Origin of the sequence: Streptomyces sp. NBC_01537 (genome assembly GCF_045040445.1) — a bacterium.
Lineage (GTDB): Bacteria > Actinomycetota > Actinomycetes > Streptomycetales > Streptomycetaceae > Actinacidiphila.
On the sequence record NZ_CP109392.1, the window covers coordinates 679579 to 696745 of the forward strand.

The following is a 17167-nucleotide window of genomic DNA, read 5'->3' on the forward strand; positions in this document are numbered from 1 at the left end:
GACCGTACGACGACCATGAGCAAGCCGCTCAAGCAGATCCACCTCGCCGCACACTTCCCCGGCGTCAACAACACCACCGTGTGGAGTGACCCGCAGGCCGGCAGCCACATCGAGTTCAGCTCCTTCGCGCACTTCGCGCGGACCGCCGAGCGCGCCAAGTTCGACTTCCTGTTCCTGGCCGAAGGCCTGCGGCTGCGCGAGCAGGGCGGGCAGATCTACGACCTGGATGTCGTCGGACGCCCCGACACCTTCACGGTCCTGGCCGCCCTGGCTGCCGTCACCGAACGCCTCGGCCTGACCGGCACCATCAACTCCACCTTCAACGAGCCCTACGAGGTGGCCCGCCAGTTCGCCAGCCTGGACCACCTCTCCGACGGCCGCGCCGCCTGGAACGTCGTCACCTCCTGGGACGCCTTCACCGGCGAGAACTTCCGCCGCGGCGGCTTCCTGCCGCAGGAGGAGCGCTACTCCCGGGCCAAGGAGTTCCTGGCCACCGCCAACGAACTCTTCGACTCATGGCACGGCGACGAGATCGCCGCCGACCCGCACACCGGCACCTTCCTGCGCGACGCGCGGGCCGGGGCCTTCCGCCACAAGGGACAGCACTTCGAGATCGAGGGGCAGTTCAACGTCCCGCGCAGCCCGCAGGGCCGCCCGGTGATCTTCCAGGCCGGCGACTCCGACGAAGGACGCGAGTTCGCCGCGTCCGACGCCGACGCGATCTTCAGCCGCTACAGCACCCTTGACGAAGGACAGGCCTTCTACACCGACGTCAAGGGCCGCCTGGCCAAGTACGGCCGCACCCACGACCAGTTGCTGATCCTGCCCGCCGCGACCTTCATCCTCGGCGACAGCGACGCCGAGGCGCGGGAACTGGCCCACGAGGTGCGCCGCCAGCAGGTCAGCGGAGCCACCGCGATCAAGCACCTGGAGTTCGTCTGGAACCGCGACCTGTCCGGGTACGATCCGGACGGGCCGCTCCCCGACATCGACCCGGACCTCGGCGAGCACACCATCGCCCGTGGCCGCGCCCAGGTGCGCATGTACCGCGACCCCCTGGCCATCGCCCGGGAATGGCGCGAGCGCGCCGCGGCCAACAACTGGTCGATCCGCGACCTGGTCATCGAGACCGGGGCCCGCCAGTCCTTCATCGGCTCCCCCGCCACCATCGCCCGGACCATCAACGACTTCGTCCAGGCCGACGCCTCGGACGGCTTCATCCTCGCCCCGCACATCACCCCCGGCGGCCTCGACGCCTTCGCCGACACCGTCGTCCCCCTCCTCCAGGAACGCGGCGTGTTCCGTGCCGAGTACGAGGGCACCACCCTGCGCGACCACCTAGGCCTCGCCCACCCGGCCGCCCTGCGGGCGGCGTCGTGAAGTTCCTGGCCATCACCCTGATCGTGCACGCGCCCGACCCGGTGACCGGCGTGCAGAAGTCCACCCAGGACCGCTTCAGGGAGGTGATCGGCAACGCGCTGCTCGCCGAGGAGCTGGGCTTCGACGGCTTCGGCGTCGGCGAGCGCCACGAGCGGCCGTTCATCTCCTCCTCGCCTCCGGTGGTGCTCAGCCACCTCGCCGCCCTCACCAAGCGGATCCGGCTGTTCACCGCCGTCACGACGCTGAGCCTGCTCGACCCGGTCCGGGCGTACGAGGACTACGCGACGCTGGACCACCTCTCCCAGGGCCGCCTGGAGCTGATCATCGGCAAGGGCAACGGAGCCGCCCAGCGCGAGCTGTTCCACGTCACCCCCGAGGACCAGTGGGACCGCAACGCCGAGTCGTACGAGGTGTTCCGCCGGATCTGGCGGCAGGACAAGGTGACGTACCCGACGCGCTTCCGCCCGGAACTGGCCGAGGCCGAGGTCTGGCCCCGGCCGCTCCAGCAGCCGATACGGGTCTGGCACGGCAGCGCGACGAGCCGGGAGTCCGTCGACCTGGCCGCCCGCTACGGCGACCCCCTCTTCTCCGCCAATGTCACCAACCCGATCGAGCCCTACACCGAGCTGATCCGCCACTACCGGGAACGCTGGGAGCACTACGGCCACGACCCGGCCCTGGCCACGGTCGGCGCGGGCACGGCCGGCTACTACGCCGCCCGCACCTCGCAGGAGGCGATCGCCGCCTACCGGCCGGTCTTCGAGGGCCACTTGGCCTTCCAGAAGCAGCTCGGCCTCGAACCGGTCTTCGCCACCCTGAAGGACTTCGTCGAGCGCAGCTCCGCCCTGATCGGCAGCCCGCAACAGGTGATCGAGAAGGTGCAGCGCTACCACGAGAGCTTCGGCCACACCGTGCTGCACCTGCACGCCGACGCGGGCGGCCTCACCGACGCCCAGCACCGTGACAGCCTGGAGCTGTTCCAGTCCGACATCGCGCCCACTCTGCGCCGTGAGATCCCCGACCCGCCGTTCGCCTGGGCCCCGGTAGCGCCCACCGCGACCCCCTGACCCTGACAAGGAACACCACCATGGCCAACACCCCCCTCGCGGTCCTGGACCTCGTGCCGATCTCCTCGGGGTCCACCGCGTCCCAGGCCCTGCGCAACAGCATCGACCTGGCCCGGCAGGCCGAGCTCTTCGGCTACGCCCGCTACTGGTTCGCCGAGCACCACCTCAACCCCGGCGTCGCGGGTACCTCCCCCGCCGTCGTCCTGGCCCTCACTGCCGCCGCGACCTCCACCATCCGGCTCGGCGCCGGCGCCGTCCAGCTCGGACACCGCACCGCCCTGTCCACCGTCGAGGAGTTCGGGCTGCTCGACGCGCTGCACCCCGGCCGTTTCGACCTCGGCCTGGGCCGCTCCGGCGGCCGGCCCTCACCGGCCTCCCGCCAGCCTGCACTGGCCGGCCCGGCAGCCGTCGTGGACGGCCGCACCTCCAACGGGCTGAGGATCCCGGCCAAGTTCTCCTTCGAACACCTGCTGGGCTCCCCGCGCTTCGCCCTGCAGAAGACGCTCCTCCAGCTGCCGGGCGCCCAGTCCCAGCCGTACGACGAGCAGATAGCCGACGTCCTCGCGCTGCTGGCCGGGACCTACGCCACCGCGGACGGCGTCGAGGCACACGTCGTTCCCGGTGAGGGCGCCGAGCTGCAGGTGTGGATCCTCGGCAGCAGCGCCGGGATCAGCGCCGAGGTCGCCGGCGCGCGCGGTCTGCGGTTCGCCGCGAACTACCACGTCAGCCCGGCCACCGTCCTGGAGGCCGCCGAGGCCTACCGCGCGGCCTTCGTCCCGTCCGCCGAGCTGTCCCGGCCGTACGTCAGCGTCTCCGCCGACGTCGTCGTCGCCGCGGACGAGCCCACCGCCCGCGAACTGGCCACCGGCTACGGCCTGTGGGTGCGCAGCATCCGTACCGCCGAGGGCGCCATCCCCTTCCCCACCCCCGACGAGGCCCGCGCACACACCTGGACCAAGGAGGACCTGGCGCTGGTCGAGGACCGCGTCGACACCCAGTTCGTCGGCTCACCGCAGCAGGTGGCCGACCAGCTGGAGACGCTGCGCGACGCCACCGGCGCCGACGAGCTGATCATCACCACCGTCACCCATGACCACGCGGACCGGGTCGCCTCCTACGCACTGCTCGCCGAGGAGTGGAGCCGGCGTTGACCGCTGCCCCGATCGACACCACCGCCCTCGTCGAACTCGGCGTGTCCGACCGCCCGTTCCTGCCCGAGGAGGCCGCTTACCGGGCCCGCCGCGCCGCGGCCTTCGTCGACACCGCCGCGCTCGACCGCTCCGGCCCCGGCTCGTATCTGCTGCTGTGGCGGAACGAGCACTCCGAAGCATGGCTGAACACCTGGTGGGAATCGCGTGACACCGGCTACCACGACCACCAGGGATCCTGTGTCGGCGTGCACGTGATCGAAGGCACCGCCTGGCAGGAGGGGTTGCCGGTGGGCGGCCCGCGCCGCGCCCGCCCGTACGGGCCCGGCGAGTCGTTCTCCTTCCCCGGCTCGGGCGTCCACCGGATGGACCACGACGCCGGCGCCGTCACCATCCACGTCTACTCGCCGCCCCTGCAGGCCATCGGCCACTACGAGATCATCGACGGCGAACTCCACCGCACACCGGGCCCGCCCGACGAGGGCTCGCCCGCGAGCCCTCGTCTGCTCGACGCCCTCAACGCGATCGGCCGTTGACCGCCGGGTCGCAACCGGTCGGCTGGTCTACCTGCCGTGGCCGTCGGAACGCTTGCGCTGGAGCGTGAACGTCTCGAACACCGACAGCTCGCCGTTCGGCTTGTTCACGTTGTAGTAGGTGACGTGCATGCGGGTGGTGTCGCCCGCATGGCGGCCGGGGTCGACGGTGAAGGCGGCGAAGCCGTACGGGTGCTCGATGTCGCGTACGCCGGTCCAGACCGCCTCCTCCTTGGTGTAGGTGGAGGTGCGCTTGCCGTTGGCGCCGGCGGTCGCCGACACGGCGGTGATCACCTTGGCCGTGCCGTCGGTGAAGAACTTCTGGTTGGTGGTCCCCGAGACGCCTCCGCCGCCGAGGATCATGTGCACGGTGCCCAGCCCGGTGTCGATGGAATCGGTGGCCTGGGAGGCCGGGTTGGGGGTGAGCGTCTCGCTGCCGGTGACGACTCCGCGGACGGCCAGCGAGCGCTCGTAGTTGTGCTCATGGCCGCAGAGCACCAGGTCCACGCCGTACTTGTCGAACAGCGGGCCGTACTTCTGACGCAGGCCCAGGTCGGCGCCGTTCGCGTCCGAGGAGCTGATCATGACCTGGTGCATGGCGACGACCACCCAGTCCGTGTCGCGGGAGGAACGCGCCGCCCGCAGTTCCTTCTCCAGGAAGGCGAGCTGCCGTCCGCCGGAGTAGCCGCTGATGTAGACGTCACCGCCGTCCTGAAGGCAGTTGTCGTCGTTCTGCAGCACGATCACCCGGACGGAGCCGACGGTGAAGGCGTACCACAGCCCCGCGAGTTCGGCGTCGGTCTCGGTGGACGGGAGAGTGAAGTAGGCCTGGTACGCGCCCAGTCCGAGCGGGCCGTTGGCCTTCTCTATCTCGTGGTTGCCGGCCGCCGGCATCCAGGGGCGGAAGCGCGCGGAACGGGTGTTGTTGGTGAAGAAGTTGTTCCAGGTGCGCACCCGGTCGACATCGAGGTTGGCGTAGCACAGGTCGCCGTTGAGCAGATGGAAGAGCGGGGCGACCTGCTCGATACCGGTGACGATGTCCTTCGTGGCGGGGGTGGAGTTCGCGTCGAGCGCGACCGTGCCGTCCGCCGCCCAGGTCACCTGCGGGGCGGACTGGTCGCCGAAGCTGGTGAAGGTGAACGGCTTCCGTCCGCGCGGAGCCGTGCGGAACGTACCGCTGTCGGGCGTGGTCCCCTCGTGCGTGGCGAGGTAGACGTAGTCGGTGCCGGGGCTGAGCCGGTCCAGCGCGGCGTGGTGGACGTAGACGGTACGGCTTGAGGTGCCGTCCACGTAGGTACGGGTCAGGGCGTCCGCGCTGGATCCGAACCCGTGCTCCAGCGTGCCGTAGTGCACGACAGGTTTCTTCACCGGTCTGTCGGTGATCCACGACACCGTCATCTGGGTGCGCGGGTCGGCCCCGAAGGTCAGGTGCAGCCCCTGCACCGGAGGCGCTCCGGACGAGTCCGCGGTCAGGTGAAAGGCCGGGGCGGCCAGCGGCGCGGCCTGCGCCGTCCCCGTTCCCAGCAGCGGGGTGACGGCCGCGCCGGCCCCCGCGGTACCGAGCAGACCCAGCGCGTGGCGGCGGCTGAGCCCGTCGGAAGACTTCTCGGAAGACGTCGTCGACGGATCGTTTGTACCTGCCTGTGCGGTCATGGTGGCCTCTCTGACGAGCTGTTGCGCTGTTGCGCTGTCGACGACCGCACCCTGTCGCGCCCCGGCGGCTCCCGGGTGAACGCCGCGTTGCCAGTCGGCCATCACGCGCCCGGCGGCGGGCCCCTGAGACACATCTGTCCCCCTTGGCGGGTCAATTTCAGCCACCATCGGACTCGCGAGATCATTCACGACCGATGAGCAGGGACATTTGACTCTGTTGGCCTTTCTTTTACCGCGCGAAAATCTGGACGCAGGAAGCAATGAATGGTTCAGACCACTCAACGTCCGGGAGACGCACGTGTCGAAGAAGATTCGTCTGGCAGCGATCGGGTCCGCCCTCGCGACCGGTGGCGCGATCCTGATGCTGCTGCCCTCAGCGAGCGCCGCGGAGAAAACACCCGATGAGATCATGGCCATATGCAACAAGTCGTCGAAGATCAACGGTGTCCAGCAGGAGGCGACCGGTCTCGCCGACGGCTTCAGGGCCGACACATGTGACTTCGTGGAGAAGGACATGGTGCCCTTCGAAGGCCCGAAGGAGAAGGCCTCGATCGATTTCCCGAACTGCGAGCCGAACGCCACCAAGCCCGCCGGCGTCTCGGTCACCTGGTCCGCGTCGGCGGCTCAGGGGCAGGGCAAGTACACCGTCACCACAGAGGGCTTCGGCGGCAACCTCTTCGGAATCCTCAACGTCGGCTGGACCAGGCACACCGGGACTCTGGACATGACCACCAAGACAGCCACCGCCGGCGACACGGAAACACGCGAAGTGCCGGTCGGGAAGGTGCTCACCTTCGAGTTCACCCCGAAGATGCAGCGCATGACCGGCGTCTGGAAGGTCTTCACCGCGGCCCAGGCCGCGACCACCACCACGAACGCCTTCCCCGAGGTACGCCTCGAAGCGGAAGAGGTCGTCGAGGGCCCCGTCGTGCTGCCGAGCGTCGCGGGCGCCCCGGGACGGCTGGACGGCACGATCACTCCGGTCTTCACCGACTGCTGACGACCCGCCCCGTTTTCCCACCTGCGACGACCCCATCGACTGACCTCACAGGAGAGACCATGACCCGCGTCGGCATTTCAGGAAGCCACCGGAGCAAGAAGAAGCGCATCACTCTCATGCTGGCCCCGGTGGCCGCTCTGGCGGTGGCCATTCCGCTGATGGCCCAGGCGGGTGCCGCCACGCCGTCGGAGGTGGCGGCCGACTGTCAGTCCGACCCCGCCACGCTGGAGAAGTGCGAATTCGTCGACGTCCAGTTCAAGCGAAACAGCCTGGGACCCAACGAGCGGGTCTCCGCCATTTCCGACAACTGCGGCATCGATTCCACTGCCACGAAGACCTTCAGTGTGACGGCATCGGTCTCCAGGCAGATCCAGATCGAGACCGGACGCGTCATCGACGGCGGAATAACCCTCGGAAACTCGGTATTCGAGGTCGGCGGCAAGTTCACCGACCAGACGTTCAACCTCACCTCCGACACGAAGACGAGCACCCTGTCGTTCAGCCGGACCGACACCGTGCTCGCCAACAACACCGCATTCTTCATGTGGTCGGCGAAACGCACCGATGTGAGCGGCTTCCTCAAGGCCACCTACAAGGAAGCCCAGGACGGCCGGACGGTGTTCTTCTCCCCCGCCGAAGGCGCCGCCACCGTGCACGTCTTCTATCCGCAGCTCCTCAAGGACGGGACACCCGACGGCCGTCTGTGGCTGCGCAACGTCCAGTGCTCAGCCACGACCTCCACTACGTCGGACGACGGAAACGTGGCCTCGTTGCGCGACGCCGACAGCGGCGCGGAGCAGGCCGGGTTCGGTGAGGGGGGCAGCGGGGTCACCGACGTCGAGATCCCCCTGTCCGAGGTGACGCCCGGATAGCCGGGCGAAGGCCACCTTGATCGAGTGGCCACCCATCGGCCCTCCGCGCCCTGTGCCGCGGAGGGCCGCTCGCCGTCCATATCCCGAAGACGTACGGATGTTGCCCGTGTCCACAATGCGAGAGCCACCCGAAAAGTCTTGACCAAGGCGTTGGACGTCTGCTCAACTCACGTTCCATGTACCCGCACCTGGACCTGACAAGGCGGCGCCACATCGATCTGGCGCACGTGTCCAGCGCGTTCTGTTGTCGCTGACCCGGTGACCATCCCCGGCAGCGGTGCGGTACCTCCCCTTGGGAACTCTGTACCCAGCTCCTGACCGCGCCTTGCTGTTCGAGCAGCGGGCCCACGCGGTCGTGAGAGCCATGTCGTCGTCGACAGACCCGGGCCACCGGTCATCCCGCTGACCGGGGCGGCCGCACGACCTTTCGGCCCCGTCGTGTCCATCCCTTCATTCCAACTCTCGGCACATGGCCGTGCGCCTACGCCTACGCCTACCTCCTTCGAGGGGACCTCCTCATGCCTCCGTCCATCCGCAAGCTCACGAGCCGCATCGGCGCGGTCGTCGAGGGCGTCGACTTCACGGCGCCGCCCGACCCCGCGACGGTCAGGGCTCTCCGTGACGCCCTCAACGAGCACAAGGCGATCGTGTTCGACAACGTGAAACTCGACAACGCAGGTCAGGAGCGCGTGGCCCGGTGGTTCGGCGAGCTCACGACCGCCCACCCGAACGTGCCGGCCGCCGACGGCACGACGAATGTGCTCGCCGTCGACAGCGAGACATCGAAGGCCAACGAGTGGCACACCGACGTCACCTTCGTGGTCAACCCGCCGCAGGTCAGCACCCTCCGGTCCATCGTGACCACGCCGTACGGCGGCGAGACGCTCATCGCGAACGCGGCCGCCGCCTACCGCGACCTGCCCGGGCCGCTCCGCGCTCTCGCGGACTCGCTGCGCGTCGTGCACACCAACCAGTACGACTACGCGCGCACTTCGGACACGACGGAGCTGCGGAAGGAGTACGACCGGGTCTTCGTCTCGACGCCGTACGAAGCGGAGCATCCGGTCGTGCGGGTGCACCCGCTGACGGGCGAACGCGGGCTGTTCATCGGCGGGTTCGCCAAGCGGATCGTCGGCCTTTCGAGCAGCGAGTCGGCCGAACTGCTGCGCATCCTCCAGTCGTACGTGACGCGTCCGGAGAACATCCTGCGCTGGACCTGGTCGCCCGGCCAGCTGCTGATCTTCGACAACCGGATCACCCAGCACTACGCAATCGACAACTACGACGACCACCCGCGTCGCCTCAACCGCGTGACGGTCGCGGGAGACGTGCCGGCCGGCGTCGACGGCCGCCGCAGCGAGCAGCTCGTCGGTGACGCCTCGCACTACACCAGCGTGCAGGAGGTGGCGGCATGACCGAGCTCCGCACCGAGATCCACCTCGCGGCGCCGGCCGTCAGGCCGGTCACCGCCGTGACGACGAGCGCGCGGGAACGCGAGGTCTTCCTGCCGCGCGATGCCCGCCGCCGGACGCCGCTCGGGACGCTCCGCGAGCGACTGCGCTGGCCGCTCGGGATTTACACGACCCCGGTCGTGATCCTCATCGCCTGGGAGATCCTCTCCAGGGCCGGGGTGCTGTCGGCGACCTACGCTCCGGCACCAACCTCCATCGTGAGGAACGCCGTCGACCTGTGGCAGCAGGGCGTGCTCGGGCCGGACCTGGCGATCTCGCTGCGACGGGCCGGAATCGGTCTCGCGATCGGTCTGACGGTGGGCATCGTCACCGGGGTGCTCGGCGGTCTGCTGCGCAGCGGTGAGTATCTGTTCAACGGCGTCGTGCAGGTCCTGAACACGATCCCGCTGCTGGCGGTGCTGCCGCTGATGATCGTGTGGTTCGGCATCGACGAGCTCACGAAGGTGCTCCTGATCTCGTTCGGTGCCGGCGTCCCGATGTATCTCAACCTGTTCGCGGCGATCCGGGGCGTCGACCAGCGTCTGATCGAGATGACGCGGACGACGGGCGCGGGCACCTGGCGCCTGGTGACGCGCGTGCTCGTGCCCGGAGCCCTGCCGGGGTTCCTGGTCGGTCTGCGGTTCTCACTCGCGTACAGCATCCTCGGCCTCGTCGCCGCCGAGACGGTCAACGCCAACGAGGGGCTCGGCTTCCTCATCACGCAGGGACAGACCTACCTCCAGACCGGCCAGGTCTTCGTGGGGCTGGCGATCTACTCGCTCCTCGGTCTGCTCGCCGACCAGTTCGTCCGGGCTCTTGAGCGGGTGCTGCTGCGGTGGCGCCCCGGTTATGAGGGGTCATGAGCACCACGACAGCCACGCAGAGAACGCAGCCCCGCCAGCAGGCCGGGGTCGTCGTCGAGAAGGTCGTCCGCCAGTTCGGCGACCGGGTCGTGCTCGACCACCTGGACCTCACCATCACCGACGAGGAGCTGGTGGTCCTGCTGGGCCCGTCCGGCTGCGGCAAGAGCACCCTGCTGAGGCTGCTCGCCGGGCTGGACCGCCCCGACGGGGGGCGGGTGGAGGTCCCGGCGAAGCGCGCGATCGTGTTCCAGGGCGATCGTCTGCTGCCGTGGCAGAGGGTTCTGCGCAATGTCACGCTCGGCCTGCACGGAGCGGACGCGGAGCAGCGGGCCCGCGACGCGCTCGTGGAGGTCGGACTCTCGGGCCGCGAGAGGGCCTGGCCCAAGGAGCTCTCCGGTGGCGAGGCCCAGCGGGTGTCGCTGGCGCGGGCGCTGGTCTCGGAGCCCGAACTCGTGCTGCTCGACGAGCCGTTCGCGGCGCTCGACGCGATCACCCGACTTCGCATGCACGGCCTGGTGCGGGCACTGCGGAGCAAGCACCACGCGGCCATGCTGCTCGTCACCCACGACGTGGACGAGGCGATCGCGCTGGCGGATCGCATCGTCGTCATGAGCAACGGCCGCATCGGCGAGTCGCACCTCGTCCGGCTCTCCGACGCCGACCGCGAGGCGAGCGTCGCACGTGAGGAGCTGCGCTCCGCCCTTCTGGCGGACCTCGGTCTCGCCAACCAGCACTGACAAATTCCTTTCGCTTCTCCCCACCACACCACAGAAAGCACGTGACGAACCCATGTCCAGAACAACCTCCCGCCTCGTCGGCGCCGTCGGTTTCCTCGCACTGGCGGGCACCCTGGTGGCGTGCGGCGGGGCGACGCAGGCGGCCGCGCCGCTGAGCAGTTCCAGCGCTGCCAGTCATCCCGAGTGGAGCAAGTACACCTTCACCATCGGTGACAACGGCGGTGACGGCAGCGAGGCCCTGGCGAAGATCACCGGCGCCTTCGACAGCGCGTCCTACAAGGTGAAGTTCGCCCGGTTCACCTACGGCCCCCCGCTCATCCAGGCGGCCGCGTCGGGCGACATCGACCTGGGAAGCGTCGGCGACGTGCCGCCGATCACCGGTGCCGCGAAGACGTACGGCTTCAAGATCGTCGCCGTCGCGCGCTCGCTCAGGCCCACCCAGGCGGTGGAGAACATCATCGTGCCGAAGGGTTCCACGCTGAAGACGCTCGCGGACCTCAAGGGCAAGAAGCTCGCTGTTCCGCAGGGCAGTTCGGCCCACGGTCTGGCCCTGAACGCGCTGAAGAGCGTAGGCCTGACCCCCAAGGACGTGCAGCTGGTCTTCCTCGACCCGGCGGCCGGCGCCACGGCGTTCGCGACCGGCAAGGTGGACGCGTGGTCGATCTGGAACCCGCAGTCGGCGCTCGCGGTCAAGCAAGGGGCGCGGATCCTGGCGAAGGGTCTCCCGCCGATCGACCAGACCAGCAGCTACTACGTCGCCAGTGACAAGTCGCTGAAGGACCCGACGAGGCGGGCGGCTCTCACGGACGTCCTGAAGAGGCTGGCGGGCGAATTCCACTGGGCGGTCCAGCACCCCGACAAGTACGCGCTGGCGCTCTCCCAGGAGGAGGGCATCCCGCTGGCCGATGCCAAGGCGGTGCTGCCTTCCATGCAGACCCGGGTGACTCCGGTGGAGGCGTCGGACATCGCCGCGGAGCAGAAGCTCGGTGACGCCTTCTTCGAGGCCGGTCAGATCACGAAGAAGGTCGACGTCGCGTCGATCACCGACAGCCTCCTTCCGGCCGGCTACGACAGCTCGAAGCTCAACTGACCCACGTTGTCCTCCACAGAACGGAAATGAGAGCACTCGTGAGCGCGAGACGTCAGCTCCACCTCAACGCCTTCCTCATGGAGGCGGGCCACCACGAGGCATCGTGGCGGCTCCCCCACAGCAACCCACGGGCGGACTTCGACCTCCAGCACTGGATCGAGCTGGCCCAGTTGGCCGAGAGCGCCAAGTTCGACTCGCTCTTCCTCGCGGACGGCCCGGCGATCATCGGCACCGGCGAGTTCCGGCCGCCGGGCCAGCTCGAACCGCTGACCCTGCTGACCGCCCTGTCCCAGGCGACCAGCAGGATCGGGCTCATCGCGACCGTGTCGTCCACGTACAACGAGCCCTACAACCTCGCTCGCCGGCTCGCCTCCGTCGACCACGTCAGCGGCGGCCGCGCCGGCTGGAACATCGTCACCTCGGCGGGGGCGGACGAGGCCGCCAACTTCGGCCTCGACAATGTTCCCGACCACGCCGGGCGCTACGCCCGGGCCGACGAGTTCCTGAAGGTCGCCAAGGCCCTGTGGGACAGCTGGGAGTCCGAGGCCGTCGTCGCGGACAAGGCCACGGGGCGGTACGCCGACCCCGCCCGGATCCACCACCTCGGCCATCGGGGCTCGCACTTCTCGGTGGCCGGCCCGCTCAACGTGGAGCGGCCGCCGCAGGGCTACCCGCTGCTCGTCCAGGCCGGCTCCTCCGAGGACGGCAAGGACTTCGCGGCACGGCACGCCGAGGCGATCTTCACCGCTCACCAGACGTACGAGCGCGCGGCCGACTTCTACGGCGACATCAAGGCACGGACCAGGGCCGCCGGGCGTGACCCGGACGGCGTCATCGTCCTGCCGGGAATCGTGCCGTACATCGGGTCGACCGAGGAGGAGGCCCGGGCGCTGGCGCAGCAGTTCGACGACCTGCGTATACCGGAGTACGGGCTGCGCCAGCTGGCCTCGGTGTTCGAAACCGAGCCGTCGGCGTTCGAACTCGACGAGCCGTTGCCGGACTTCATCCTCGCGCGGCCGAAGCTGGAGGGATCGCAGAGCCGCTCCGACCTGATCATCGAGCTCGCGGCGCGCGAGAAACTGACGGTCCGCCAGGTCATCTCGCGGCTCGGCGGCGGGCGCGGTCACTTCGAGTTCATCGGTACGCCCGACCAGGTGGCGGACACGATCATCACCTGGTTCGAGGGCGGAGCCGCGGACGGGTTCAACATCATGGCGCCCGCCCTGCCCTCGGGCCTGGAGACCTTCGTCGAGCAGGTTCTGCCGATCCTGCGTGGCAAAGGCCTGTTCCGCGAGGAGTACGAAGGCGCCACGCTGCGCGAGCACTACGGACTGCCGGTGCCGGCGAACCAGTTCCATGTCTGACCGCAGTGGCGGGCCACCGCCCGCGCTGCTCGTCCAGGGGCTCAGCAAGACGTACGGGGACGGCTTCACCGCCGTCGCCGGACTGGATCTGGAGATCCCCGACGGTGCCTTCTTCGGGCTGCTCGGCCCGAACGGCGCGGGCAAGACCACGCTGATCGGCTCGGTCTGCAACATCGTCCGCCCCACGACGGGCACCCTCACCGTCTTCGGCCACGACCACCGGAGCCGTGAGGCCCGAAGGCTGCTGGGCCTGGCCGAGCAGGAGATCAACGTCGACCGGTTCCTGTCGATCCGGCAGATCCTGATCTACCACGCCGGGTACCACGGCATCGGCCGGAAGGCGGCCGTCCGGCGCGCGGACGAACTGCTCGCTCTGTTCCGGCTCGGCGACAAGGCCGACGCGCGCGCCTACGAGCTGTCCGGGGGCATGCAGCGGCGCCTCGTTCTCGCGCGGGCGCTCATGCACCGTCCCCGCCTGCTCATTCTCGACGAGCCGACGGCCGGCGTCGACGTCGAGTTGCGCTCGGAGATCTGGCGGCTCGTCAAGGGTCTCAACGCGGCCGGCACCACCATCCTGCTGACGACCCACTACCTGGAGGAGGCGGAGACGTTGTGCGACGAGATCGCGCTGCTGCGCGCCGGCCGGATCGTCGACCGCGGCTCCGCGGCGTCGCTGCGGGACCGCTACGAAGCACGGGACATCTCGGAGGTCTACGACCGCGTGATCTCGGCGGACGAGGTGGCGTCATGACGGCCGGCGCCGACGGTCCGGCTCTCCCGTCGTACGACGAGCCCTTCCGGGCGGAGCGGTCGCCGTTCCTGTGGCTCTTCGAGCGCGAGGTCCTGCGCTTCCTCAACATCTGGCGCTACAGCGTCGTCGGCCCGGTGCTGTCGACCGTGCTGTTCGTCATCGTCTTCGGGTCGGCTCTCGGACAGCACGTCGACGCGGTCGACGGCGTCCCCTACGGCCGGTTCATCGTGCCCGGCCTCTTCGCGCAGGCGGTCGTCAACGTCGGCTTCTTCAACGGCACGACCAGCCTGTTCGAAGCCCGGCGTGACCAGTACATCCACGACCTCTTCGCGAGCCCGCTGAGGTGGTGGGAGATCAACGCGGCACTGGTGAGCGGCGGCATCGCCCGAGGCGTCGTCGTGGGCGCGGGAGTACTGGCGGTGGCCCTCCCGCTCACCCACAGCGGCGGCGTCGCCCGTCCGCTCATCCTGCTGCTCGGCACACTCGGTGTTCTCCTGGTCGCCGCGCAGGTGGGCGTGATCGCGGGAGGCCTCGCCAAGTCGCTCGACCACGTCTACGCCATGGAATCGCTCGTCCTGCTGCCGCTGGGCCTCCTCGGCGGCGTCTTCTACTCGGTCCGGCAGCTCCCGCCGGTCTGGGACGTCCTGAGCCGCCTCGACCCGGTCTTCTGGCTGGTCCAGGTCGAGCGGATCGGCTTCCTCGGCCATGGCGACGTCGGTGCGGGGTGGGCCCTGCTCGTGGTCTGGGCCCTCGCGGCGGCGCTCTCCGCATGGTCGGCCGCCATTTTCGCCACCGGCCGCCTCAAGCCCTGATCCGCGCCGGAGAATGCCCCCATGAAGCAGAAGCTGAGCCGGCGGGAAGCCTCGGACGCGGTCAGCGACCTGGGATGGCGCTTCCTGCTGGGCACGATACGAACGTCGGTACCGGTCGGGTCGCTCGCCCAGGCAGTCGCGATGGCGACGAGTGCGGTGGCGGTGTGCGGTGACCATGCCGACCGGCACCTTCGCGCCGACATCAGACCCGGGCGGGTCGTCCTCACCCTCCAGTCGCTGGACCATGCCGCGGTGACCACTCTCGACATCGACCTCGCGCATCGGATCTCCGGCGTTGTGCACCAGGCCGGGTCAGGCACGGAACCCGAGACCGGCGTGGCAGCGCCACGGTCGGTCCAGCTCCTGGAGATCGCGATCGACGCACTCGACATCGCGGCGATCCGGCCGTTCTGGAAAGCGGTGCTGGGTTACACCGATGAGGCGGGAGCCGACGGTCCCGAGGATCCGCTCGTCGACCCGGTCGGACAGGGCCCGGCCATCTGGTTCCAGCAGATGGACCAGGCGCGCCCGGAGCGAAATCGCATCCACTTCGATATCTGCGTCCCGCACGACGAGGCACCCCGACGGATCAAGTCCGCGCTGGCTGCCGGCGGTCGGCTGCTGTCCGCGATTCGTGCACCCGCCTTCTGGGTTCTCGCCGACATCGAGGGAAACGAGATCTGCGTGACCACCTGGCAGGGCCGAGACGGCTAGTGCCGTGACCGCGAACGTTCGCCGGGTTGCGCAGCCCGCCGACTGCGTTTTGTCCTCAATCGCCGGACGGGCTGAATTTCAGCCCGTCCGGCGATTGAGGACGGAACCGGCCACCGGGACGGCCCCCGGCGGACCACTCCGGATACCGCACCAGGCCGAACCCGCCCGCCACTCCGCCCGGCTTGCTTAAGCAGGCCCTAAGGGATCTTTATGGAACCTGGGTGCGGAAATACCCGCAGGTCAGGGGCGCTTCAGCGGCCGAGCCGACAGTTGGCCCGAGCAACTGTTCTGCGTAGCATCAAGCCCGGATCCGGCTCCCCCCACCCCGGCTTTCCCTCCCCCCACGATGAGGTTCCGCCATGGCCGCACATCGCGCACGCACCCTCGGACTCGGCGGACTGGCGACACTACTGGCCGCCGCCCTCTTAGCCGCCATAGGTCTGTCGCTCACCGGCCCGGCCACCCCCCGGGCCCAGGCCGCCGTCGGCGCGCAGACCTGGTCCGACGAGTTCGACGGCGCGGCGGGCAGCGCGCCGAGCGCCACCAGGTGGACGCACGAGACTGGCGGTTCGGGCAACGGCAACAACGAGCTGCAGTACTACACCAACAGCACCGACAACGCCGCGCTGGACGGCAGCGGCCACCTCGTGATCACCGCCCGTGCCGCCTCCTCGTCCGCCGGACTGAGCTGCTGGTACGGAGCCTGCAGGTACACCTCGGCCCGGCTCAACACGGCCCGGACCTTCACCCAGGCGTACGGCCGCTTCGAGGCCCGGATCAAGATCCCCCGTGGCCAGGGGATGTGGCCGGCCTTCTGGATGCTCGGCAACGACATCGGCAGCGTCGGCTGGCCCGCCAGCGGTGAGATCGACGCCATGGAGAACATCGGCAAGGAGCCCGGCACCGTCCACGGCACGATCCACGGCCCCGGCTACTCCGGCTCCGGCGGCCTCGGCGCCGCCTACACCCTCCCCAACGGGCAGGCGTTCGCGGACAATTACCACACGTTCGCCGTCGAGTGGTCGCCGAGCGCCATCACCTGGTCGGTGGACGGCACGACGTACGAGACCCGGACACCCGCCGATGTGGGCGGCAACAAGTGGGTCTTCGGCCACCCCTTCTTCCTGATCCTCAACCTCGCGGTCGGCGGCAGCTGGCCGGGGGACCCCGACTCCTCCACCTCCTTCCCCCAGACGATGACCATCGACTACGTACGCGTCTCGGCGTGGAACCCGGACTCGGGCTCCACGACCGGCCCGGTCAAGGGCATCGGCGGCATGTGCGTCGACGTGGCCAACGGATCGAGCGCCGACGGGACAGCGGTCCAGCTGCACAACTGCACCGGCGGCAGCGCCCAGCAGTGGACCGTCGGCTCCGACGGCACGGTCCGGGCGCTGGGCAAGTGCCTGGACGTCAAGGGCGCCTCGGCCGCCGACGGGACCTTGGTCCAGCTCTACACCTGCAACGGCACCGGCGCGCAGCAGTGGACGCACACCTCTGCCGACGACCTGGTCAACCTCGGCTCCGGCAAGTGCCTGGACGCCACCGGCAACTCCTCGGCGGACGGCACCCGCCTGCAGATCTGGTCCTGCACGGGCGGCGCCAACCAGAAGTGGACCCTCGGCTGACCGGCCCGTCACCTCGGCCGGCTTCGAAACCGCCTCGGGCGGACCGTCCGGATACGGCGCCACCTGCTCACCAGCGGCACTGCGTGCACGTCAGCCGCGTTCGG

Annotated in this window: 16 protein-coding genes; 15 read left to right on the top strand and 1 reads right to left on the bottom strand. The window is 69.4% G+C overall.

Annotated elements, in window-relative coordinates; translation table 11 throughout:
* Window positions 1-15: 15 nt before the first annotated feature.
* Genes OG607_RS03430 through OG607_RS03445 form a run of 4 tightly spaced genes read left to right on the top strand, consistent with a single transcriptional unit; the run spans window position 16 to window position 4131 of the window.
* The gene (locus OG607_RS03430) at window positions 16-1380 is read left to right on the top strand and encodes an NtaA/DmoA family FMN-dependent monooxygenase (RefSeq protein ID WP_405718544.1); all 1365 of its coding nucleotides are present in this window, start codon (window positions 16-18) and stop codon (window positions 1378-1380) included.
* A complete protein-coding gene (locus OG607_RS03435; protein WP_405718547.1) occupies window positions 1377-2447 on the top strand; it encodes an LLM class flavin-dependent oxidoreductase in 1071 nt (356 codons plus the stop codon). The genes OG607_RS03430 and OG607_RS03435 overlap by 4 nt, the downstream gene beginning before the upstream one ends.
* Before the next feature lie 20 nt (window positions 2448-2467).
* The gene (locus OG607_RS03440; RefSeq protein ID WP_405718550.1) at window positions 2468-3598 is read left to right on the top strand and encodes an LLM class flavin-dependent oxidoreductase; all 1131 of its coding nucleotides are present in this window, start codon (window positions 2468-2470) and stop codon (window positions 3596-3598) included.
* Window positions 3595-4131 carry a hypothetical protein gene (locus OG607_RS03445; RefSeq protein WP_405718553.1) on the top strand — a complete coding sequence of 179 codons (537 nt, stop codon included), beginning with the start codon at window positions 3595-3597 and terminating at the stop codon, window positions 4129-4131. The genes OG607_RS03440 and OG607_RS03445 overlap by 4 nt, the downstream gene beginning before the upstream one ends.
* Before the next feature lie 27 nt (window positions 4132-4158).
* Here the strand turns inward: OG607_RS03445 and OG607_RS03450 are convergent, their stop codons facing one another.
* Entirely contained in the window at window positions 4159-5781 is a 1623-nt protein-coding gene (locus OG607_RS03450; protein ID WP_405718556.1) for a purple acid phosphatase family protein, read from the bottom strand.
* 361 nt (window positions 5782-6142) lie between these two features.
* On the opposite strand from OG607_RS03450, the gene OG607_RS03455 reads away from it, so the two are divergent.
* The 11 genes from OG607_RS03455 to OG607_RS03505 all read left to right on the top strand — a co-directional run bounded on the left by OG607_RS03455 (window position 6143) and on the right by OG607_RS03505 (window position 17063).
* Complete coding sequence (locus OG607_RS03455; protein ID WP_405736514.1) at window positions 6143-6781, top strand: hypothetical protein; 639 nt, start codon at window positions 6143-6145, stop codon at window positions 6779-6781.
* Window positions 6782-6840: 59 nt separating this feature from the next.
* Window positions 6841-7653 carry a hypothetical protein gene (locus OG607_RS03460; RefSeq protein WP_405718559.1) on the top strand — a complete coding sequence of 271 codons (813 nt, stop codon included), beginning with the start codon at window positions 6841-6843 and terminating at the stop codon, window positions 7651-7653.
* Between the two features lie 518 nt (window positions 7654-8171).
* The gene (locus OG607_RS03465) at window positions 8172-9068 is read left to right on the top strand and encodes a TauD/TfdA dioxygenase family protein (protein ID WP_405718562.1); all 897 of its coding nucleotides are present in this window, start codon (window positions 8172-8174) and stop codon (window positions 9066-9068) included.
* Window positions 9065-9967: an ABC transporter permease gene (locus OG607_RS03470; protein ID WP_405718565.1), complete on the top strand. Its 903-nt coding sequence runs from the start codon at window positions 9065-9067 to the stop codon at window positions 9965-9967. Before OG607_RS03465 ends, OG607_RS03470 begins: the two co-directional genes overlap by 4 nt.
* On the top strand, window positions 9964-10704 hold the full coding sequence (locus tag OG607_RS03475) for an ABC transporter ATP-binding protein (protein ID WP_405718567.1): 741 nt from the start codon (window positions 9964-9966) through the stop codon (window positions 10702-10704). Before OG607_RS03470 ends, OG607_RS03475 begins: the two co-directional genes overlap by 4 nt.
* A gap of 52 nt (window positions 10705-10756) precedes the next feature.
* Window positions 10757-11794 carry an aliphatic sulfonate ABC transporter substrate-binding protein gene (locus OG607_RS03480; protein ID WP_405718570.1) on the top strand — a complete coding sequence of 346 codons (1038 nt, stop codon included), beginning with the start codon at window positions 10757-10759 and terminating at the stop codon, window positions 11792-11794.
* A 38-nt stretch (window positions 11795-11832) separates the two neighbouring features.
* Window positions 11833-13158 (top strand): LLM class flavin-dependent oxidoreductase, encoded by a 1326-nt coding sequence (locus tag OG607_RS03485; RefSeq protein WP_405718572.1) that lies wholly within the window; start codon window positions 11833-11835, stop codon window positions 13156-13158.
* A complete protein-coding gene (locus tag OG607_RS03490; RefSeq protein WP_405718574.1) occupies window positions 13151-13909 on the top strand; it encodes an ABC transporter ATP-binding protein in 759 nt (252 codons plus the stop codon). Before OG607_RS03485 ends, OG607_RS03490 begins: the two co-directional genes overlap by 8 nt.
* The gene (locus tag OG607_RS03495; RefSeq protein ID WP_405718576.1) at window positions 13906-14721 is read left to right on the top strand and encodes an ABC transporter permease; all 816 of its coding nucleotides are present in this window, start codon (window positions 13906-13908) and stop codon (window positions 14719-14721) included. The genes OG607_RS03490 and OG607_RS03495 overlap by 4 nt, the downstream gene beginning before the upstream one ends.
* A 21-nt stretch (window positions 14722-14742) precedes the next feature.
* Window positions 14743-15435: a VOC family protein gene (locus OG607_RS03500; RefSeq protein ID WP_405718579.1), complete on the top strand. Its 693-nt coding sequence runs from the start codon at window positions 14743-14745 to the stop codon at window positions 15433-15435.
* Between the two features lie 359 nt (window positions 15436-15794).
* Window positions 15795-17063, top strand: coding sequence for a family 16 glycosylhydrolase (locus OG607_RS03505; protein ID WP_405718581.1), 1269 nt, complete (start codon window positions 15795-15797; stop codon window positions 17061-17063).
* The last annotated feature ends 104 nt before the right edge of the window (window positions 17064-17167 follow it).